Origin of the sequence: Hominenteromicrobium sp., assembly GCF_046974225.1 — a bacterium.
GTDB lineage: Bacteria > Bacillota > Clostridia > Oscillospirales > Acutalibacteraceae > Hominenteromicrobium > Hominenteromicrobium mulieris.
Window position 1 is genome coordinate 66,004 of sequence record NZ_JBKWAE010000012.1, and the last position, 21,399, is coordinate 87,402.

The window sequence follows — 21,399 nt, forward strand, 5'->3', positions numbered from 1 at the left end:
GATAAAGCGGAATGGACTTCTGAGGGCGAACAGAAAAGGATTTCCTGAGTATGTGAGACGGAGTGTGGCTCTCCGTAAACAAAGGTCTGCGTATGATGGTACGCGTAAGAGGGTGTGTGTTTCACATACCAAGCCGGGTGGCACCGCAGGAATTTTGATCCTGTCCCAGCAAGTGATTGCAGGGACAGGATTTTTTGTTTTTCAGGGAGGTTATTTCATGTTTGTTTACACAAAACGATGGCGCAGCCGCGCTGCATCCGAAATTTTGAACCCGCATTTGAACGCATTAAAACAAACCTGAAAGGATCGATAAATTTATGAAACTCAGAAACGTATTTGCCATGATCACCGTTGCCGCTATGACCCTCAGCCTCGCCGCTTGCAGCGGTCAGAGCACAGCTTCTTCCACGTCCTCCGCGTCAAGCGACGCTTCTTCGTCCGCCGCTTCCGAAAGCAGTGTGACGAGTGAAAAGAGCACCGCAAGCGAAGAATCTTCCGGCGCATCGTACACCATCGGCATCTGCAATTACGTCGATGACGCTTCCTTAAACCAGATCGTTGAGAACATCAATGCACGTCTCGCCGAGATCGAAAGCGAGCAGGGCATCACAATCAACGTGAAGTACGACAACTGTAACGCCGACGCGAACGTCATGAATCAGATCATCGCAAACTTTGCAGCCGATAACGTAGATCTCATGGTCGGTGTCGCGACCCCGGTCGCCATGGCGATGCAGTCTGCAACCGAAGACAGCAAAACGCCTGTCGTGTTCGCCGCCGTGTCCGACCCGGTCGGCGCGGGTCTTGTCGCTTCCCTTGAAGAGCCGGGCAGCAACGTGACGGGCTCCTCCGATAACCTCGATACCAACTCCGTCATGAACCTCATCTTCGCCCAGAACCCCGATGCCAAGAAGATCGGCCTTTTGTACGACGTAGGACAGGATTCCTCTACCGCCGCCATCGAGCACGCAAAGGCGTACCTCGACGACAAAGGTGTTGAATATGTAGAGCGCACCGCAACGACCGCTGAAGAAGTCGCGCTCGCCGCACAGGCTCTCGTTTCCGACGGTGTAGACGCCGTGTTCACCCCGACCGATAACACCATCATGAAGGCAGAGCTCGCTATTTACGAGACCTTTGCCGACGCAGGCATCCCGCACTACACCGGCGCCGATTCCTTCGCCCTCAACGGCGCGTTCCTCGGCTACGGCGTCGATTACGCAAACCTCGGCCGTGAGACCGCAGATATGATCGCTTCCATCCTCACCGAAGGCAAAGACCCGGCGGCCACACCGGTCATCACATTCGACAACGGCACCGCAACGGTCAACACCGAAATCTGCGAAAAGCTCGGCCTCGACTTCGATACCGTCTCCGAAGCTTTTGCCCCGTACTGCACGAGAGTGGAGGAGATCACGACCGCAGAGAGCTTCAGCGATCTCGAGTCTTAATTTAAATCTCTCAAAAGCTTATCCTACCCCATAAGCTTTCAAACACTTCATACTACCATACTTCATCAATACCTTACTTACCCATAAGAATGCAATCACCGCTGCCATGCACCCGGTTTTCGGGCGCGTGGCTTCGGCATATCACCACAAATCTGCAAAACGAGGAGTTTTTGTATGTCTTTCGATTCAATCCTGACCCTTGGGCAGACAGCGCTGGAGCTCGGTCTCATCAGCTCGCTGACTGTTTTGGCACTGTTTTTGAGCTATTCCATGCTGAACGTATGCGACCTTTCCACAGACGGTTGCTTCACGCTCGGCGCGGTCGTCGGCGCGTCCGTCGCGCTTTCCGGGCATCCGTTTCTGGCAATCCCCGCCGCTATGGCGATCGGCATGGTCTCCGGCTTCGTCACGGCTCTTTTACAGACGAAAATGGGCATTGATAGTCTGCTTGCCGGCATCATCGTCAATACCGCGCTTTATTCCGTCAACATCGGCATCATGAACGGCGCGTCGCTTCTGAACCTCAATAATTCCGATACGGTCTTCACCAAAATGCGTTCGGTGCTCGAAAACACACCGCTTGCGGGGCAATATAAGCTTATCGTCATCACCATCACGGTTGTACTCGTGGCGGTCGTTTTGGGACTTTTCCTCCGCACACGCCTCGGCCTCGCCATTCGTGCGACGGGCAATAACCCGGACATGGTTCGCTCCTCGTCCATCAACCCGGTTAAAACGACCATCATCGGCCTGTGCATTTCCAATGCGTTTACGGCGCTTTCAGGCTGCTTGCTCGCGCAGTCGCAAAAGTCTGTCAGCATCGATATCGGCACCGGTATGGTTACGGTTGCGCTGGCATCGCTCCTCATCGGCGGCGCATTCTTCGGCAAGGGCAAAATTCCGCTGCGTATCTTCGGCATGGTCGTCGGTGCGTTCGTGTTCCGCCTTGTGTATACCATCGCGCTGCGATTCAACCTGCCCGCGTTCATGCTCAAGTTCGTCTCGTCCGTTATTGTCATTCTGGCAATCTCCGGGCCGTACCTCAAAAAACAGCTTCCGTATCTGAAGCGCCGTTTCGGAAAGGAGCGCACCCATGCTTAAACTCACGCATATCTCGAAGACCTTCAACCCCGGCACGGTCAACGCCAAAAAGGCGATCGAAGACCTCAGCTTCCACGCCGCAAAGGGCGATTTCATCACCGTCATCGGCGCAAACGGCGCGGGCAAATCCACGCTCTTCAACGCCATTTCCGGCAGCTTTTTCACGGACAGCGGCAAGATTGAGCTTGACGGCAAGGACATCACGTTCATGCCGGAGTATAAGCGTGCCCGCAGTATCGGCCGCCTGTTTCAGGACCCCATGCGCGGCAGCGCACCGGGCATGACCATCGAAGAAAACCTCGCGCTCGCAGCGGGGCACGGCGGTTGGCTCAGCTCCATCTCCCGCAAGGACAGACAGGCGTTTCGCGAACGCCTCTCCCTGCTCGGTATGGGGCTCGAAGACCGCATGACCCAGCCCGTGGGTTTGCTTTCCGGCGGCCAACGTCAGGCGCTCACGCTTATGATGGCCACATATAACCCGCCGAAGCTCCTTCTGCTCGATGAGCATACCGCCGCGCTTGACCCCGCCACCGCCGAAAAGGTGCTCGAGATCACGAAAAACACCGTGGAGGAAAACCACCTCACGTGTATGATGATTACGCACAATATGCAGTCCGCACTGGAGCTCGGCAACCGCACCATCATGATGAACGCCGGTAAGATCATTCTGGACGTCACCGGCGAAGAGCGTGCCCACATGACTGTTGCCGACCTCCTCGACCGCTTCAAGCAAGCCGCCGGCAAAGCCCTCGATAATGACCGTATGCTTTTGAGCGAAGCAGAGTAAAATTTGAAATCGAAAGACAGCAAAAAGCAGATGCCCCGAATCCACATCGGGTGCATCTGCTTTTTCTGTTCCAAAACGGCGGAGATATCCGCCGTCGTTCCTTTACGGATGGTGATGCTTTTTTAATACGATTTCCCAAATTTTTATGTGTAAAGCGTTATTTTTCCTTGTTTTCCGGCGCAATCTCCGCTTCAATCTTATCCAAGCGGCGATTGATCTTCTTTTGGTTTTCCAGAACAAGGTCGAGCTTTTTGTGCAGATCATCGATGATGAGCTCGCTTTTTAAGTTGATCTTATAGTCATTCTCTGCACGCTGACGGTCTTTCGCTTCTTGGCGGTTCTGGCTCATCATGATGAGCGGCGCTTGCACGGCAGCAATGCACGAAAGTACGAGGTTTAATAGAATAAACGGGTATTCGTCAAATGCTCTCGAACCCAAAACGAGGTTTATGACCATCCAAATGACCATGACGGCGATAAAACTGAAAATAAACGCCCAACTGCCCGCAAAGCGCGCCACTGCGTCCGCGGCACGCTGCCCAAACGTCATGTGCTCGTCCTTGTCTGCGTTTTTTGTGACTTCCGTTGCAATCAGCTGATGAATCAGTTCCTCATCCGTGAATTCCTCGTCCGTCACATGTAAAAGCTCGCTGATAATTTGGTTGCGTTTCGCACCTTTTTTCATAGTAAACTTACCTCTTATCCCAAGATTCTTCGCCGCATTTCGGCGTTATCTCCAGTCTATTACAAAACCGCGTGCGTTGTCAACCGCAAGGTGTAAAAACAGTGAAAAAACGCACATTCGCGGTTTTGCCTTGCGAATATGCGTTTTGAAATTCAATAGACTTTAACTGTCAATGGTGGAAAGGTACAGCTCGGTAATGTCCGGGTCATGCGCGGCGGATTTCATCAGTGTGTCGCAAATGGCCTGCCGGTTCGGAATTTTATTCATGGCACTGCGCCTCCTCTCGTTCGTCAAAGTCGTGCATGATGCTCTTGTATTCCTCGCCATCGCCCATCACGATATAAACGCGGTAACTTTTGCCGCTGCGTTTGCCTGCAAGCGCCATACCGACGCACAGTGTTTTGTTGTCAGTCCTCGTGTACCGTACAGAGTGGGAAATAGAGAATACCTGTGGCGCGTCTAATTGTTCCTATAAGCGCAATGTAAACCGCTGTATTCCAATGCTGCGGAAAGAAAAAGTTATATCGAAAGTCTAAATGGAGCAATTTCGTCTTTTTGGTTCGAAAATTGCCAAAATGTTTCTTTTGAGCTGTATGTACATCGTGTGCGCGTCTGTACTGAAACCGCAAAATCCGGCATGAAACCTGTGGTTGTTTAAACTAACCGATTCTGTTTTAACAAATTGTCCAAAATGGTACGGCTAACTTGCAGGTTGTTTTTTACAAATAATAGAAAATTGTGTTTTTTGTGTGAAAACTGTTGAAGTTAGGTAAAAATCGTGCTATTCTTTTGCCAGAACAAACAAGGTGGTGAATGAATATGAAAATGCATAAGCATTTTGCAAGGCTTACCGTTTTGTTCTTTGTGCTGACTCTCATCAGCGGACACATGAAAAAATAATTTTATGAGCCGCATGGTTAAAATGCGGCCCGCAATACAGGAGGTATTTTTATGAATTGGGCAAAAATCGGTCTTTTCGCAGCAGGTGTTCTGTTTGGTACCGCCGGCATCAAGGTGCTCAGCAGCAAGGATGCTAAGAAGGTCTACACCGAGACCACTGCAGCTGCTCTGCGTGCCAAGGAGTGTGTCATGACAACGGTCACGACCATCAAGGAGAACGCAAACGACATCCTGACCGACGCTAAGGAGATCAACGAGCAGCGCGCTGCCGATGCTGCCGCAGAGGTCATCGAAGATGCAGCTTGCGCATGCACGGAAGAAGCTGCTTCCGCGGAAGAATCCACCGAAGCTTGATCGCGGGTCTATCCCGGGTCTGAATTACCGGAGAGCCGCCGAAAGCGGCTCTCTTTTTTCGTTCATCCGCTCCGCTTTTCGGAGCTTCCAATATATTGTTGCATAGAAGGATAAAGTTATGAAGTGTAAAATTCTGCATGAAGCGCGCGGGCACATGCGTGTACATCTCGTCTGCGGCCGCATGACGCTGAAAGAAGCCGATGTTTTAGAGTATTACCTGCGCGCCGTGGACGGCGTAAAGGAAGTTAAGGTCTACGACCGCACACAGGACGCCGTCATCGTCTATCAAAACGACCGCACATCCCTTATTCGTGCGCTCGCGACATTCTCGTTCGCAAAAGCCGAAAGCATGGAGCTTGTGCCGGATCACACCGCCCGCGCATTGAACCGCGAGTTTGAAGACAAGCTCGTCTTCACGGTGCTGCGCCGCGCCATGGCTAAAATGTTCTTCCCGGCGCCCATTCGCATGATGCTTGCCATCATCCGCTCCGCAAAGTACATCAAAGAGGGCGTTAAGGCGCTGCTGCACGGCCATCTCTCCGTTGCTGTGCTTGATGCCACTGCCGTCACCGTTTCTCTTGTGCGCGGCGATTTCGATACGGCAGGCTCCGTCATGTTCATGCTGCGCCTCGGCGAGATTCTCGAGGAGTGGACGCACAAAAAGTCTGTTGCCGACCTCGCGGGCGCCATGTCCCTCAATGTCGATAAGGTCTGGCTCAAGACGAACGGCACCGAGGTGCTCATGCCGATCGGCGACATTCAGGCGGGCGACCGCATCGTTGTGCGCACGGGCAATATGATTCCGCTTGACGGTAAGGTCGTCGAGGGTGAAGCTTTGGTCAATCAAGCCTCTATGACCGGCGAATCTCTGCCGGTGCAGAAGTCCGTCGGCAGCTACGTGTATGCCGGCACCGTCGCCGAAGAGGGCGAGTGCGTCATCTGCGTCGAAAAAGCTATGGGCGGCGGCCGTTATGACCGCATCGTCCACATGATCGAAGAATCCGAAAAATTGAAATCCACCGCAGAAGACAAGGCTTCCCGCCTTGCCGATAAGCTTGTGCCGTACACGCTTGGCGGCACGGCGCTGACCTATCTGCTCACACGCAACGTCACAAAGATGCTCGCCGTGCTGATGGTCGATTTCTCCTGCGCATTAAAGCTCTCCATGCCGATCGCGGTGCTGTCCGCAATGCGCGAGAGCAGCGCACACCATATTTCCGTCAAGGGCGGCCGCTTCATGGAGGCCGTTGCAAACGCCGATACCATTGTGTTCGATAAAACCGGCACGCTGACGTACGCAACACCGCGTGTTGCCATGATCGAAACGTTCGGCGACCGTGAGGAAAGCGAAATGCTGCGCCTTGCCGCCTGCCTTGAGGAGCATTACCCGCACTCCATGGCAAACGCTGTCGTGGCCGAAGCCAAGGACCGCGGCCTCTCCCACGAAGAGTACCATTCTCGCGTGGAATACGTCGTCGCGCACGGCATTTCCAGCACTGTGGAGGGCAAAAAGGTCATCATCGGCAGCGCGCACTTCGTTTTTGAAGACGAGGGCTGCGTGATCCCGGAGGGCGAAGAAGCGAAGTTCAACGCACTTCCGGCCGAGTATTCGCACCTTTATCTGTGCATTTCCGGTGTGCTCGCAGCCGTCATCTGTATCTCCGACCCGCTGCGTAAGGAAGCAAAGGACGCCATCTGCGCTCTGCACGCTTGCGGCATCAAGAAGGTTGTCATGATGACCGGCGATAATCGCAAGACCGCCGAAGCCGTTGCAGCAGAGGTCGGCGTGGACGAGTTCTACGCCGAAGTGCTGCCGGAGGATAAGGCGAACTTCATCCGCCGCGAAAAAGAAATGGGCCGCACCGTTATCATGGTCGGCGACGGCGTGAACGATTCTCCGGCGCTGTCCGAAGCAAGCGTCGGCGTTGCCATCAATACCGGCGCCGCCATTGCCAGAGAGATCGCGGACATCACCGTTGCGGCAGGCGATCTCTATGAGCTCGTCACCCTGCGTCAGCTCAGCACTGCGCTCATGGCGCGCATCCACCGCAACTACCGTTTCATCGTCGGCTTCAACCTCATGCTTATCCTGCTCGGCGTAGGCGGAATCATCCAGCCGACTACCTCCGCACTCCTGCACAATATGTCCACACTCGGCATCAGCCTCAAAAGCATGACAGATCTTCTGCCGGAAAAAGCAGAGGAAGAGTAAGAAAAGAAGCTTCCCGTAACGGTGGTCAAAAGTTTTCGCCAGCCTTTTTCAAAAGACTGCGGGTACTTAGGACAGCGCCCTAAGTTGCTTTTATCAGAAAGCGAAATCTCTTTGCCTACATAAAATTAGGAAGGTTGATTTGAATGTCCGGGGGACATTCAAAACGTAGGGAACCCAGCTGCATGGGTTCCTGCAAGGGCGGTCAATGACCGCCCTTTTTTACATCCAAACCCGCGCTTTGCCGCGCCGCTCTGCAGTGTCCTTTCACGCTTTATTGCACAATGGGTAAAAGGGTACAAAAAGAAATTTAAAATAAAGCGCATTTACTACTCGACAAGATGCCAACTTAGGTGTATACTGGTAGGGTGCTTGCGGCAGGAACCGCAAAAACGAACACAATATCTTGTGGTTACGCATAAATATTCAATATAAAGAAAATTATGGAAACTGATTATGAAAACCAAAGGGGCTGGAAACATGCAGCTCCCGCGGGCGGTATGAAGGAGCGGTAAGGAACATGAAGATTATTAAGAGAAACGGCTCGGAAGCAGCGTTCGATATCACGAAGATTATCGTCGCTGTCTCCAAGGCAAATAAAGAGATCGACGAGCGTCAGAGACTTACGAACGAGCAAATTCGCACAATTGCTGCAAATGTCGAAGGAGCGTGCGTCGCCATGGGGCGTGCAGCGTCCGTGGAAGAAATACAGGACCTCGTAGAAAAGCAGATCATGGGGCAGGGTGCGTTCGATGTCGCTAAGGAGTATATCTGTTACCGCTATACGCGTTCGCTTGCGCGCCGCGCCAATACCACCGATAACCAGATTCTCAGCCTTATCGAGTGCAACAACGAGGAAGTCAAGCAGGAAAACGCGAATAAAAATCCAACCGTAAACAGCGTCCAGCGCGATTACATGGCCGGCGAGGTTTCCAAAGACATCACGCGCCGCATTTTGCTTCCGCGCGAAATCGTCGAAGCACATGAGCAGGGCATCATCCATTTCCATGATATGGACTATTTCGCGCAGCACATGCACAACTGCGACCTCGTAAACCTCGAAGACATGCTGCAAAACGGCACGGTCATCACCGGCACGCTCATTGAAAAGCCGCACAGCTTCTCCACCGCCTGCAACATCGCCACGCAAATCGTCGCGCAGGTTGCAAGTAACCAGTACGGCGGCCAGAGCATCAGCCTCGCACACCTCGCGCCGTTCGTGCAGATCTCCCGCGAGAAAATCCGCCGTGAGGTCGAAGTCGAGATCGGCGAGCTTGGCGTTTCCCCGGATGAGGCTCAAATCTCCAAAATGGTGGAGCGCCGTCTGCGTGAGGAGATCAAGCGCGGCGTGCAGACCATCCAGTATCAGGTCGTGACTTTGATGACGACGAACGGTCAGGCGCCGTTCATCACCGTGTTTATGTATCTGAACGAGGCGAAAAACGAGCGCGAAAAGCGCGACCTCGCCATGATTATCGAGGAAGTGCTGCTCCAGCGCTATGAGGGCGTCAAAAACGAAAAGGGTGTGTGGGTTACCCCGGCATTCCCGAAGCTCATTTATGTTTTGCAGGAGGATAACATTACCCCCGGCAGCGAATACTATTACCTCACCGAGCTTGCCGCAAAGTGCACCGCAAAGCGCATGGTGCCGGACTACATCTCCGAAAAGAAGATGAAAGAGCTCAAAGAAGGCAACTGCTTCCCGGTCATGGGTTGCCGCAGCGCGTTAAGCCCGTGGAAGGATGAAAACGGCAACTATAAGTTCTACGGCCGCTTCAATCAGGGCGTCGTCACACTGAATCTTGTCGATGTTGCGCTCAGCTCCGGCGGCGATATGGAAAAATTCTGGAAGGTCTTCGATGAGCGCCTCGACCTGTGCTACCGCGCACTCATGTGCCGCCACAACCGCTTGAAGGGCACATTGTCCGACGCCGCGCCAATCCTCTGGCAGTACGGCGCAATCTCCCGTCTCAAAAAAGGCGAGCCCATCGATGCGCTTCTCTACGGCGGCTATTCCACCATTTCGCTCGGCTATGCCGGTCTGTGCGAGTGCGTGCGCTACATGACGGGCAAATCCCACACGGACCCCAGCGCAACGCCGTTTGCACTCGCTGTCATGAAGTACATGAACGCTGCGTGCGAAAAATGGAAGGCAGAGACCACCATCGGCTTCGGTCTGTACGGCACGCCGCTTGAAAGCACCACGTACAAGTTCGCAAAGTGCCTCCAGCGCCGCTTCGGCATCATCCCGGGCGTCACGGATAAGCCGTATATCACAAACAGCTACCACGTCCACGTCACCGAGCATATTGATGCGTTTGAAAAGCTCCGCTTCGAGTCGCAGTTCCAGGCGCTTTCCACCGGCGGTGCGATCAGCTATGTCGAGGTCCCGAACATGCAGAATAACCTCGAAGCCGTCCTGCAGATCATCCGCTATATCTACGATAACATCATGTACGCCGAGCTTAACACCAAGAGCGATTATTGCCAGAAGTGCGGCTACGACGGTGAGATTCAGATCGTCGAGGATGACGGCAAGCTCGTCTGGGAGTGCCCGAACTGCGGCAACCGCGACCAGGATACCATGAACGTCGCCCGCCGCACCTGCGGTTACATCGGCACCCAGTTCTGGAACCAGGGCCGTACCGCCGAAATCAAAGAGCGCGTGCTGCACTTGTAATTAAGTCAAAATCAAGAATAAACAGTACCGCACAGGGCAGGCGCTTTGTGCGGTATTTCATGAATAGAGGAAACCATCATGAATTACGGTGAGATCAAAAAAACCGACATCGCAAACGGCATCGGCGTGCGCGTCACGCTGTTCGTCTCCGGCTGCACGCGCCACTGCAAAAACTGCTTCAACGCCGAAACGTGGGATTTCAACTACGGCAAGCCGTTTACAAAAGAAACGGAAGACGAGGTGCTCGCAGCCCTTGCACCCGGTTTCATCAACGGTTTAACTTTGCTCGGCGGCGAGCCCATGGAGCCGCAGAATCAACGCGCTTTGGTGCCGTTTCTGCACCGCGTTCGCAAGCTATACCCCGAAAAGGACATCTGGTGCTATTCCGGTTCCACCCTGGAGACCGATATGCTGAAAGACGGCGGCCGCAACCGCTGCGAGGTCACGGACGAATTCCTGTCCCTGCTCGACGTGCTTGTCGACGGCGCATTCGTCGATGAACTCAAGGACATTTCCCTGCGCTTTCGCGGCTCGTCGAACCAGCGCATCATCGATATGAACAAGACCCGCGAAACCGGGAAAGTTACCCTCTGGAACGCGAAACCGTAAAAAGTAAACGAAAACGCCGCTCGACTGCTGTGTTTAGAACAGTGCCGGGCGGCATTTTTTATTTTCCACACGCGCAGCAACACATGAATTCAAAATAAGTTAGAAATCGCTAACTTTTTCTCTTGACATTTTATATTGCCGAGGTATATAATCAAGATACCCCCAAAGGGTATATGAGAGTCTTCTCTCACAAGAACTATTTTCACAAAAGGAAGCGGTTTAAATGCGTACATATATTTTGAATGCGACCGGCGCGGACATCAGCCCTGCTACGATCATCATCTGTGTGGTGATTGCGGCTATTTGTATTTTTGCGGTCATCAGCTATCGCAAAAAATTGAAGAACGGCTGCTGCGGCGGTGGCGGCGATGAAGTGAAGCACGTCAAGCCGCAGGATACGAACGTGAACGACTACGACCACGTTTACCGCATGGACATCGAGGGTATGCACTGCAAAAACTGCGCCATGCGCATTGAAAACGCGTTCAACGAGCAGCCGGACCGCATGGCAAAGGTCGACCTCGCCGGCAAATTCGCTCGTATCTACACAAAGAAGCCCGTCGAAGAAGTCGTTTTGAAGCAGACCGTCTGGCGCGCCGGTTACGAGCCGAAAACCGTCACCGTCGAAAAATAAGACGGAATTGAAATTCAAAGAAAAGCGTGGTATACTCTAAGAAATCCGTGAATTTATAAAGAAAGTGATGATAGAGTATGAAAAAAATCGCCAGCTTTTCCGTCAATCATGATAAGCTCAAAAAAGGCATGTACGTTTCCCGCATCGACGGCGATGTTGTAACCTACGACCTGCGCATGAAAGTGCCGAACGCCGGAGATTACCTCTCAAACGGCGCGCTCCACACGTTCGAGCATCTTTTCGCCACGTATGCGCGCAACTCCGCGTTGTCCGATTCCGTCATCTACGTCGGCCCCATGGGCTGCCGCACGGGCTTCTATTTCCTCCTGCGCGACAACGTGAGCCGCCTAGATGCCCTGCATCTCGTGCAGGAATCCTTCGCGTTCATCCGCGATTTTGAGGGAGAGATCCCCGGCAGCCGCCGCGAAGAGTGCGGCAACTACAAAGAGCACGACCTCAAGGGCGCCAAAGAAACTGCCGTCGATATGCTCGAGGTCCTCAAGGACTGGACGCCGGAGAAAATGGAATACGAAGTGTAAGTCAAGCTAAGATTAACACCCAAAGCACCGTTTTGAGCCAAAAGCCAAGCGGTGCTTTTTACTTTAAATGCAGGTCGAAAATCCGGGCAGAATATTTTTGAAAAAAAGCTAAAATAAGAGTTGACAATATACCCTATGTGGGTATATAATCAAGATACCCCAAGAGGGTATATAAAGCGAAATCGGAAAGGAGAATTCCGTTGGAACATACAGAAGAAAAAGAGATGCACGCTTGCTGCAAAAGCAATGCAACCGATACGGAAGCGTGCACAGGCTGCACCGAAGAAAAAACCGAAGAGAAGTGCTGCGGCTGTCATAAAACAAAGCACCGCTCCGATGAGGAGTACAAAAAACTCATCCACAGATTAAACCGCATCGAAGGGCAGATCCGCGGCATTCGCGGCATGGTGGAGAAAAGCGCTTACTGCCCGGACATCCTCGTGCAGGTCGCGGCAGCCAACGCGGCGCTCAACGCATTTACGAAAGAGCTGCTCGCAAACCACATCAAGAATTGTGTTGCGGACGACATCCGTGCAGGAAACGATGAAGTCATCGATGAGCTTGTCGCCACACTGCAAAAGCTGATGCGATAATTTTCGGCGCATTTTTATGAAAGGAAGGGAAGAAAATGGAACAGTATAACGTCACGGGTATGAGCTGCGCAGCGTGCAGCACCCGTGTGGAAAAAGCGGTCAGCAAAGTGCCGGGCGTTACGTCCTGCTCGGTCAGCCTGCTCACGAACTCCATGGGCGTTGAGGGCACGGCTTCGCCGGAAAGTATTATCAAGGCCGTGGAAGATGCCGGCTACGGCGCGTCCCAAAAAGGTGCGGCACAGAATAGCACAAGCCCCAACTTTGCTGCAGAAGATGCCCTGAAAGACCGCGAAACTCCAAAACTCAAAAAGAGACTCATCGCGTCCGTCGGCTTTTTGGCTGTCCTCATGTACATCTCCATGGGGCACATGATGTGGGGCTGGCCGCTGCCGAATTTTCTCAAAGACAACCACGTCGCGATGGGCCTTATCCAAATGCTTCTTACCATCATCATCATGGTCATCAACCAGAAGTTCTTCATCAGCGGATTTAAGGGGCTCATCCACCGCGCACCGAATATGGATACCCTCGTGGCGCTTGGCTCGGGCGCGTCGTTCCTGTACAGCACCTACGCGCTGTTCGCCATGACGGATGCCCAGATGCGCGGTGATATGGCCGCTGTCATGGGCTACATGCACGAGTTCTACTTCGAGTCTGCCGCCATGATCTTAACGCTCATCACGGTCGGCAAAATGCTGGAAGCGCGCTCCAAAGGCCGCACGACCGATGCTTTAAAGAGTCTCATGAACCTCGCGCCGAAAACCGCCGTGCTCGTGCGGGACGGTCAAGAGGTCACCGTGCCCGTTTCCGAGGTCCGCCGCGGCGATGTGTTTGTCGTGCGCCCCGGTGAGAATATCCCCGTAGACGGCATCGTCTTGGAAGGCGCCAGCGCCGTCAATGAATCTGCCCTCACCGGTGAGAGCATCCCGGTCGATAAGACCGTGGGCGATGCTGTTTCCGCCGCGACCGTGAACCAGTCCGGCTTCCTGCGCTGCGAAGCAACGCGCGTCGGCGAAGATACCACGCTCTCTCAAATCATCCGCATGGTCAGCGATGCCGCCGCAACGAAAGCGCCGATCGCGAAGATCGCCGATAAGGTTTCCGGCGTGTTTGTCCCGACCGTCATCTGCATCGCTGTTGTTACGTTCATCGTCTGGATGCTCGTTGGGCAGACGTTCGGCTACGCGCTTGCACGCGGCATCTCTGTGCTCGTCATCAGCTGCCCGTGCGCACTCGGCCTCGCAACGCCGGTCGCCATCATGGTCGGCAGCGGCATGGGCGCGAAAAACGGCATACTGTTCAAAACCGCCGTTTCGCTCGAAAAAACCGGCAAGGTGCAGATCGTCGCGCTCGATAAAACCGGCACCATCACAAGCGGCGAGCCTCGCGTTACGGATATTTTACCCGCCCCGGGTATTGCTGAAAAAAACCTTCTCGAAGCCGCAAGTGCGCTCGAGAAAAAGAGCGAGCACCCGCTCGCCAAAGCCATCATGGCGCGCGCTGAGGAGATCGGCGTGCAGGCAAAAGAAGTCACAGACTTCATGGCAAAGCCCGGCAATGGCCTCACCGCTGCCCTGAATGGCGAAGTCCTCGCAGGCGGCAACCTGAAGTTCATCTCCACGCAGACAGATGTCCCCGCAGATTTTAAAGAAAAGGCCGAAGCCCTCGCGCAGTCCGGCAAAACCCCGCTGTATTTCAGCAAGGGCGGTAAGCTTATCGGCGTTATCGCCGTGGCGGATGTCATCAAGGAAGACAGCCCGCAGGCCATCCGCGAATTGCAGAACATGGGCATCCGCGTCGTCATGCTCACCGGCGATAATGCCCGCACCGCAGAGGCCATCGGCCGACAGGCAGGGGTTAATGAAGTCATCGCAGGCGTCCTGCCGGACGGCAAGGAAAACGTCATCCGCAAGCTCAGGGAGCAGGGGGAAGTCATGATGGTCGGCGACGGCATCAACGACGCGCCCGCCCTTACCAGAGCCGACATCGGTGTCGCCATCGGCGCCGGTACGGATATCGCCATCGACGCCGCGGACGTCGTGCTCATGAAGAGCCGCCTGTCCGATGTTCCTGCGGGCATCCGTTTAAGCCGCGCCACATTGCGCAATATCCACGAAAACCTGTTCTGGGCGTTCATTTATAACATCATCGGCATCCCGCTCGCGGCAGGCGTGTTCATTAACCTGCTCGGCTGGCAGCTGAACCCCATGTTCGGCGCGGCAGCCATGAGCCTTTCGAGCTTCTGTGTCGTCACAAACGCGCTTCGTCTGAATTTATTTAACATCCGCAGCACGAAGCACGATAAAAAAATAAAATCGGCAAAACCCGCCGAAATGAAAACCATCGAGGTAAAGGAGACAAAAACCATGGAAAAAACAATTAAGATTAACGGCATGATGTGCCCGCATTGCGAAGCCACTGTTAAAAAGTGTCTGGAGGCGTTCCCGCAGGTCACATCCGCAGAAGTCAGCCACGAAAAGGGCACGGCGGTCATTCAGCTCAATGCTGAAATTTCCGATGCCGAGCTCAAGAAAGCCATCGAAGATAAGGGTTACGAGGTCGTAGACTGAGTTCGATAAAGCTTGACACAAATTTAATCTGTGTTACAATAAAAGCACTGCCTGTGTTTGCGGGCAGTGCTTTTGTATTTTACAATTTGTTCACAGCGAATTGGCTTTTTAGAAAGAACAATGTCGTAAAATAAACATAAAATTGCATAAAGCCACCGTAAAGCAAACGAATAAAGTTATGCTCAAGCTTTTTCAAAAACCACACAGCCAAAGAATATTAAAGAAGAGATGAGGAAATCACATGGCACGAGAGCGGTATCTGCTGGACGATACGGAAGACACCATTCATAAAAACGAAATCAAGCCGCAGACCGCGGCGGATAAACGCAAAAACTGGTGGGATTACCACAAGGTGCATGTTCTGCTCGTCGTGCTCGCCATTGCCGTCGTTAGCTACTTTGTGTATTCGGTCGCATCCAAAACGAAACCCGATTATACCATCACCGTCATGACGCAGTATACCGTGCCGAGCGACCTGCAAACCGATATTCAGGAGCTTTTCGAGAAATATGCAGACGACCGCAACGGCGACGGCAAAACATACGTCGCCATGAATTTCTGCCGCTTCAATACAAGCGGCACCTCGGAGTTTGAAACATCAGAGCTGCAAGCCTCGTTCGTCAAGTTCGCGACCGATGCCTCCGCCGGTGACAGTATGATCTTCGCCTACGATGACGAAAGCTATAAATACCTCGACCAGGATGAGTTAGAAGGCTTTTTCGGCCCCGTAGACGGCACCGATAACGACTATTACCTTTGGAAGGACATTCCGGCGCTGAACAACTTAGAGCTCAACCACTATAACGAGGAGGGCGCAACGAAAGAAAGCGTGCTTTCCGTCCTCGGTGAGCTCAAGGTCGCCGTCCGTACAGAAGACGGCGCTGCGTTCAAAAAGCAGGAAAAGATCGATTACCGCAACGACAGCGTAAAGCTGTACGAGCGTCTTTTGAACGACGAACCCGCAAATACCGAAAATTAAATGAGAGAGCTGCACATTTTTACGCGCAGCTCTCTTTTTTCTTTGACAGAACCACGCAGACGGACTATAATAAGCACATAGTATACCATGTCGGTATACATCATCCGAATTCACGAAAAAGGATGGGATAAAAATGAAACTGAAACAACTTTTAACCGCCATCGAGTACCGCGCAGAGCAGGTGCCGGACGTCGACATTACCGACCTTGTGTACGATTCCCGCAAGGCTGTGCCGGGCTGCGCGTTCGTCTGCCTGCGCGGTGCGAATGCAGATGGCCATAAGTATGCGAAAATGGCAGCGGAAAAAGGCGCCGCCGTCATTATCGCAGAGGAGCCCGTGGAAGCGCCTGTGCCGGTCATTTTAACGGAGAACACCCGCCTTGCCCTCGCATATTTGAGCGCCGAGTTCTTCGGCCACCCCGCAGAGCAGATGCACGTCATCGGCATCACGGGCACCAAGGGCAAAACGACCACCGCGTTCATGATGCGCTCCATTCTGGAGGCCGCAGGCCATAAAACCGGCGTCATCGGCACTATCGGCGTACTGTACGGCGATACCCTCGTTCAAACCGATAACACCACACCCGAAAACTACGAGGTGCAGAAGTTCATGTGCCAAATGGTCGACGCCGGCTGCGAATACTGCGTTATGGAGGTCTCGTCCATCGGTCTTAAAGATCACCGCGTTGCAGGCTTCACGTTTGAGCTCGGCCTCTTCACGAATTTCTCCGAGGATCACATCGGCGGCGCAGAGCATAAAGATATGGCAGAGTACATGGCGTGCAAAAGCATGCTGTTCCGCATGTGCCGCACCGGCATCATCAATATCGATGACCCGAATTATACCGGCATCATCAAAAATCATACGTGCAATATTGTTACCTACGGCTACGATAAATCGGCCGATTTTGTTGCGCATGGGGAAGAACTCGTTACAACACCGGGGTTCCTCGGCGTGCGCTTCTCCGTCACAGGCAAGCTGAATTTTACCGCGGATGTCGCCATCCCCGGCAAGTTCAACGTCTATAACGCCCTGTGCGCCATCACGGCATGCAGCGTTTTGAATATCCCCGTCACTGCCATGCAGCAGGGGCTTAAAACCGTCAAGGTCAAGGGCCGCGTGGAGCCTGTGCCGATGCCCGGCGATTTCACTCTGCTCATCGATTATGCGCACAACGCCGTCAGCATGCAGAGCATTTTGACAACGCTGCGCGCCTATAACCCGAAGCGCCTCATCTGCATGTTCGGCGCAGGCGGCAATCGCCCCAAGGTGCGCCGTTTCGAGATGGGCGAGGTCAGCGGCAATTTAGCCGATCTCTCCGTCATCACGGCAGATAACTCCCGTTACGAAAATGTGCTCGATATTTTAGCGGACATTAAGGTCGGCCTTGCAAAGACCGACGGCAAATACATTGAAATTCCAGACCGCCGCGAAGCCATCCGCTGGTGCATTGAAAACGCACAACCCGGCGACATTATTGTCCTCGCAGGCAAGGGTCACGAAGATTATCAGGAGATCGAGGGTAAGAAATACCCGTTTGACGAGCGTGTCGTCATTCGGGAAATCCTTGATTCCATGAAATAAAGCTCATAAATTACTTTCGGGAAAGGACTTGTGCAGAAATGAATAAGGAAATCACACTGGAACAGCTCGCTTCTTATGAGACCGCGTTCGACGGTGACCGCGCGAACCGTATCGCCATGGATGCTGTCACGAAGAATGGGGTCAACAACGCCGCCGTGCGCTTTGAGAACGCCCGCGAAATGCGCCATACGTTCAACATTTCTTTGGAGCAGGGCGACATCACGAATCAGAAGCAGAGCGGCCGCTGCTGGATGTTCGCGGCGCTCAACACCATGCGCTTTCGCATCATCAAAAAGCTCGGCGTCAAAACGTTTGAGCTCTCCCAGAACTACGCGCTGTTTTTCGATAAGCTTGAAAAGAGCAACTATTTCCTCGAGAGCATCTTAGAGACGCTCAACGAGCCCACCGCAGGCCGCCTTGTTACATATTTGCTTTCCGGTCCGCTCGGCGACGGCGGTCAGTGGGATATGTTCGCAAACCTCGTAGAGAAGTACGGCGTCGTGCCGAAGGAAATCATGCCGGAAACCGCCGCATCCTCCTCCACGCGTGAGATCATCGGCTACCTCACCGAAAAGCTGCGTGAGTTTGCCTGCACGCTGCGCACCGCGTATCAGAACGGCGCTTCCATGGAAGAACTCCGTGCAAAGAAGGACGACATGATGCAGACCATCTATAACATGCTGTGCATCAGCCTCGGCAAGCCGCCTGTGAAGTTCGATTTCGAGGTCAAGACCCCGAACGGCTTCGTGCGCGACCTCGGCATCACTCCGCAGTCGTTCTTCAAAAAGTACGTCGATATGGATCTTTCCCAGTACATCAGCCTCATCAATGCGCCGACGTCCGATAAGCCCTATGGCAAGACCTACACCGTCGCGTTCCTTGGTAACGTCGCAGAGGGCCGACCCGTCAAGTACCTCAACCTGCCCATTGAAGACCTGAAAGCGGCAGCCATCGCCCAGATGAAGGACGGCCTGCCGGTTTGGTTCGGCTGCGATGTCGGCAAGCGCAGCGTTCGCGACGGCGGCGTTATGGATCTGAACGCTCTTGACCTCGAAACGCTCTTCAACACCGAGTTCACCATGGATAAAGCTCAGCGCCTCGATTACGGCCAGAGCCTCATGACGCACGCCATGGTCTTCCAGGGCGTCAACCTCGACGATAACGGTAAGCCGAACCGCTGGAGAGTCGAAAACAGCTGGGGCAAGGATGCCGGTGTAGACGGCTACTACATCATGAGCGACGCTTGGTTCGACGAGTATATGTATCAGGTCGTCGTCGATAAAAAGTACCTCACAGAAGAACAGCGCAAAGCGCTTGAGCAAGAGCCGATCACGCTCCAGCCGTGGGATCCGATGGGCTCCCTCGCTTCGGTGCGCTAAACGAAAGGAAACTACTGCATTTATGAATTTAAAGGTATCTGAGATCGCCGAAATGTGCGGCGGCAGGCTCGTCGGCAGCGGCGAAAATACCGTTACGTCGTTTTATACCGACAGCCGCGAGACGACGCCCGGCAAAATGTTCGTGCCCATCCGCGGCGAAAACACCGATGCACACCGCTTTATCCCGCAGGTCTTCGCATCGGGCGCGGCAGCGACTTTTTCCGAAGAGCCGCTCGATGCCCCCGCAGGCGATGTTGTCTACGTTGAAAACACCCGCGCGGCACTGCAAAAGGTCGCGGAACGCTATCGCGAGCGCTTCAATATCCCGGTCATCGGCATCACGGGCAGCGTAGGCAAGACCACTACAAAGGAAATGGTCGCTTTAGCTGTTTCCGCCGGTCTCAAAACGATGAAAACCGCCGGCAACGCGAACAGCCAGATCGGCCTGCCCATGACCGTTCTGCGCATCACGCCGGAGGACGAAGCCGCCGTTGTCGAAATGGGTGTCAGTATGCCCGGCGAGATGGAGCGCATCGCAAAAGTCGCAAAGCCGAACATCGCCGTCATGACGAATATCGGCGTGTCGCACATCGAGTTTATGAAAACACGCGAGAACATCATGAAAGAGAAGTTCGGCATCACGGATTACCTGCCAAACGGCAGCAAGGTGTTCGTAAACGGCGATGACGACCTGCTTTCCACATTAAAAAGCACCCCGGAAAAGCAGATCGTGCGCTTCGGTCTCGGTGAAAATTGCGACTGGCGCGCCGTAGAGCTTGAGGCCGATACGGAGGGAACAAGGTTTATCTGTGTGCACGACGGTAAACGCGTAGAAATGTACGTCCCCGCTGCCGGCGAGCACAACGTGCGCAACGCCCTTGCCGCCGTCGCGGTCGCTGTGGAAGTCGGCGTTCCGGAGGAAAAAGCCGTCGCGGCCATCCGCACCTATGCACCGCCCGCCATGCGCCAGCAGATTAAAGAAGCGCACGGCGTCACGCTGATCGATGATACCTATAACGCCAGCCCCGATTCCATGCGTGCCGCTTTGAAAATTCTCGGCGGCCTGAAAGCGACCGGCAAAAAGTACGCCGTACTTGCCGATATGCTGGAGCTCGGCGATTACGCAGAGCGCGGCCACTATGAAACCGGTGCGTTTGCGGCGGAAAACGGCACCGATGTCCTTATCGGCGTCGGCCCGCTCGCAAAGTACATCGTCGAGGGCTTTAAAAATCGTGAGAACAGCGTGTGGTTCGCCTCGAATGCGGAAGCCATCGCGTATCTGAAAGACCGTCTGCATCCCGGTGATGCCGTGCTGTGCAAAGGTTCCCGCGGCATGCACATGGATGAAATCATCCGTGCCCTTTCGGAATAAGCCCGTATACTAGAATATATTTAATATATATCACAATATAAAGACAAAAACCGGCAAGTTCCTTTTCGCTTGCCGGTTTTTTTGCAAAACGGAGGAAGGTTGTATGAAAACAAGATTACTGCGCCCGGAAGAAAACTGGAAATCAAATCTCACCATGGCTGTCGCCTTTGAGGGAGATTACGACCTCGAAAAAGCCAAAGAAAGCGCCGCCCGTGAGCGCACCGAAGAAGAAAAGAGGGAAGACGCCCGCAACCGCTGCTTTGGCACATTTTTAGACGACGATGAGACCATCTGCGGTGTTGTGAACAGCCGTGAGTACCTCTGCCGCTTCGACGGCGGCACGTATAAGCTCGGCGGTGTAGGCGGTGTTTCTACATTGCCGCAGTACCGCCGCGGCGGCGTTATCCGCGCTTGCATGACGGCCTCTCTCAAAGACATGTACGCAAACGATTTCACGTTCGCTTTTTTGTATCCGTTCAGCATGCAGTATTACCGTAAGTTCGGCTTTGAAGCCGGTGCGCCGGAATACCGCTGGTCGGTGCCGTTCACAGCGATGAAGCCGCAGGATGTCGGCGGGCACGTCGAGCAGATCTTCCCCGGCGGCGATTTCACCCCGCTTCTCACCGTCTATAACGCGTTCTATGCAGACCACAACCTCTCCGCCGTCCGCGAAACGTATGATAAAAGTCTCGAAAAAGCGAACCTCTGGAACGATAAGCGCTACGCATTCGTCTGGTACAATAACGAAAATCAGCCGCGCGGCCTGATGATTACCCATAAAATCGAAGAAGACGGCGTCACATATCTTGACTGCACCCACACGTTCCAAAGCCCCGGCGGTTTCCTCGCGTGCGATGCCGAGGCGTTCAACGGCTTGCTGTTCTTCGCAAAATCCGCTTTCTCGTCGGATTATGAGACGCTCCGTTTCACCGTCCCGTCCGATATGCGCTTAGAGCAGCTCATCGGCGAAAA

18 protein-coding genes are annotated in these 21,399 nt (G+C 53.8%); 16 read left to right on the plus strand and 2 right to left on the minus strand.

Annotated features, from left to right (window positions below; genetic code table 11):
• The first annotated feature begins 317 nt into the window (after window positions 1-317).
• From ACLTX1_RS09710 to ACLTX1_RS09720, 3 genes are all read left to right on the plus strand, one after another.
• Window positions 318-1,451: an ABC transporter substrate-binding protein gene (locus ACLTX1_RS09710; protein ID WP_412330860.1), complete on the plus strand. Its 1,134-nt coding sequence runs from the start codon at window positions 318-320 to the stop codon at window positions 1,449-1,451.
• Window positions 1,452-1,625: 174 nt separating this feature from the next.
• Complete coding sequence (locus ACLTX1_RS09715; RefSeq protein ID WP_308449677.1) at window positions 1,626-2,552, plus strand: ABC transporter permease subunit; 927 nt, start codon at window positions 1,626-1,628, stop codon at window positions 2,550-2,552.
• Window positions 2,545-3,339, plus strand: coding sequence for an ABC transporter ATP-binding protein (locus ACLTX1_RS09720; RefSeq protein ID WP_176819890.1), 795 nt, complete (start codon window positions 2,545-2,547; stop codon window positions 3,337-3,339). Before ACLTX1_RS09715 ends, ACLTX1_RS09720 begins: the two co-directional genes overlap by 8 nt.
• Window positions 3,340-3,496: 157 nt before the next feature.
• Here ACLTX1_RS09720 and ACLTX1_RS09725 read toward each other — a convergent pair whose 3' ends face one another.
• A complete protein-coding gene (locus tag ACLTX1_RS09725) occupies window positions 3,497-4,024 on the minus strand; it encodes a DUF1003 domain-containing protein (RefSeq protein ID WP_343285105.1) in 528 nt (175 codons plus the stop codon).
• A gap of 259 nt (window positions 4,025-4,283) precedes the next feature.
• Window positions 4,284-4,409 (minus strand): hypothetical protein, encoded by a 126-nt coding sequence (locus ACLTX1_RS09730; protein WP_308449679.1) that lies wholly within the window; start codon window positions 4,407-4,409, stop codon window positions 4,284-4,286.
• A gap of 566 nt (window positions 4,410-4,975) precedes the next feature.
• On the opposite strand from ACLTX1_RS09730, the gene ACLTX1_RS09735 reads away from it, so the two are divergent.
• The 13 genes from ACLTX1_RS09735 to ACLTX1_RS09795 all read left to right on the plus strand — a co-directional run.
• Window positions 4,976-5,278, plus strand: coding sequence for a DUF6110 family protein (locus tag ACLTX1_RS09735; RefSeq protein ID WP_308449680.1), 303 nt, complete (start codon window positions 4,976-4,978; stop codon window positions 5,276-5,278).
• 118 nt (window positions 5,279-5,396) lie between these two features.
• Window positions 5,397-7,490: a heavy metal translocating P-type ATPase gene (locus tag ACLTX1_RS09740; protein WP_395506527.1), complete on the plus strand. Its 2,094-nt coding sequence runs from the start codon at window positions 5,397-5,399 to the stop codon at window positions 7,488-7,490.
• A gap of 517 nt (window positions 7,491-8,007) precedes the next feature.
• Window positions 8,008-10,167: an anaerobic ribonucleoside-triphosphate reductase gene (gene nrdD / locus ACLTX1_RS09745; RefSeq protein ID WP_316687260.1), complete on the plus strand. Its 2,160-nt coding sequence runs from the start codon at window positions 8,008-8,010 to the stop codon at window positions 10,165-10,167.
• 78 nt (window positions 10,168-10,245) lie between these two features.
• Window positions 10,246-10,776 (plus strand): anaerobic ribonucleoside-triphosphate reductase activating protein, encoded by a 531-nt coding sequence (nrdG, locus tag ACLTX1_RS09750; protein ID WP_395506525.1) that lies wholly within the window; start codon window positions 10,246-10,248, stop codon window positions 10,774-10,776.
• Window positions 10,777-10,999: 223 nt separating this feature from the next.
• Window positions 11,000-11,410, plus strand: a complete 411-nt coding sequence (locus ACLTX1_RS09755) for a heavy metal-associated domain-containing protein (RefSeq protein ID WP_343285100.1) — start codon at window positions 11,000-11,002, stop codon at window positions 11,408-11,410.
• 77 nt (window positions 11,411-11,487) lie between these two features.
• Window positions 11,488-11,949 carry an S-ribosylhomocysteine lyase gene (locus tag ACLTX1_RS09760; RefSeq protein WP_343285099.1) on the plus strand — a complete coding sequence of 154 codons (462 nt, stop codon included), beginning with the start codon at window positions 11,488-11,490 and terminating at the stop codon, window positions 11,947-11,949.
• 224 nt (window positions 11,950-12,173) lie between these two features.
• Complete coding sequence (locus ACLTX1_RS09765; protein ID WP_412330867.1) at window positions 12,174-12,542, plus strand: metal-sensing transcriptional repressor; 369 nt, start codon at window positions 12,174-12,176, stop codon at window positions 12,540-12,542.
• A 35-nt stretch (window positions 12,543-12,577) separates the two neighbouring features.
• Entirely contained in the window at window positions 12,578-15,112 is a 2,535-nt protein-coding gene (locus ACLTX1_RS09770) for a heavy metal translocating P-type ATPase (protein ID WP_412330861.1), read from the plus strand.
• Between the two features lie 241 nt (window positions 15,113-15,353).
• Entirely contained in the window at window positions 15,354-16,091 is a 738-nt protein-coding gene (locus ACLTX1_RS09775; protein ID WP_412330862.1) for a hypothetical protein, read from the plus strand.
• A 133-nt stretch (window positions 16,092-16,224) separates the two neighbouring features.
• Window positions 16,225-17,676, plus strand: coding sequence for a UDP-N-acetylmuramoyl-L-alanyl-D-glutamate--2,6-diaminopimelate ligase (locus tag ACLTX1_RS09780; RefSeq protein ID WP_412330863.1), 1,452 nt, complete (start codon window positions 16,225-16,227; stop codon window positions 17,674-17,676).
• 38 nt (window positions 17,677-17,714) lie between these two features.
• Window positions 17,715-19,055, plus strand: a complete 1,341-nt coding sequence (locus ACLTX1_RS09785; RefSeq protein ID WP_395589972.1) for an aminopeptidase C — start codon at window positions 17,715-17,717, stop codon at window positions 19,053-19,055.
• A gap of 22 nt (window positions 19,056-19,077) precedes the next feature.
• Window positions 19,078-20,427, plus strand: coding sequence for a UDP-N-acetylmuramoyl-tripeptide--D-alanyl-D-alanine ligase (locus tag ACLTX1_RS09790; protein ID WP_412330864.1), 1,350 nt, complete (start codon window positions 19,078-19,080; stop codon window positions 20,425-20,427).
• A gap of 103 nt (window positions 20,428-20,530) precedes the next feature.
• Window positions 20,531-21,399, plus strand: an 869-nt coding sequence (locus ACLTX1_RS09795) for a GNAT family N-acetyltransferase (protein WP_412330865.1), incomplete at its 3' end; no start/stop codon positions are given.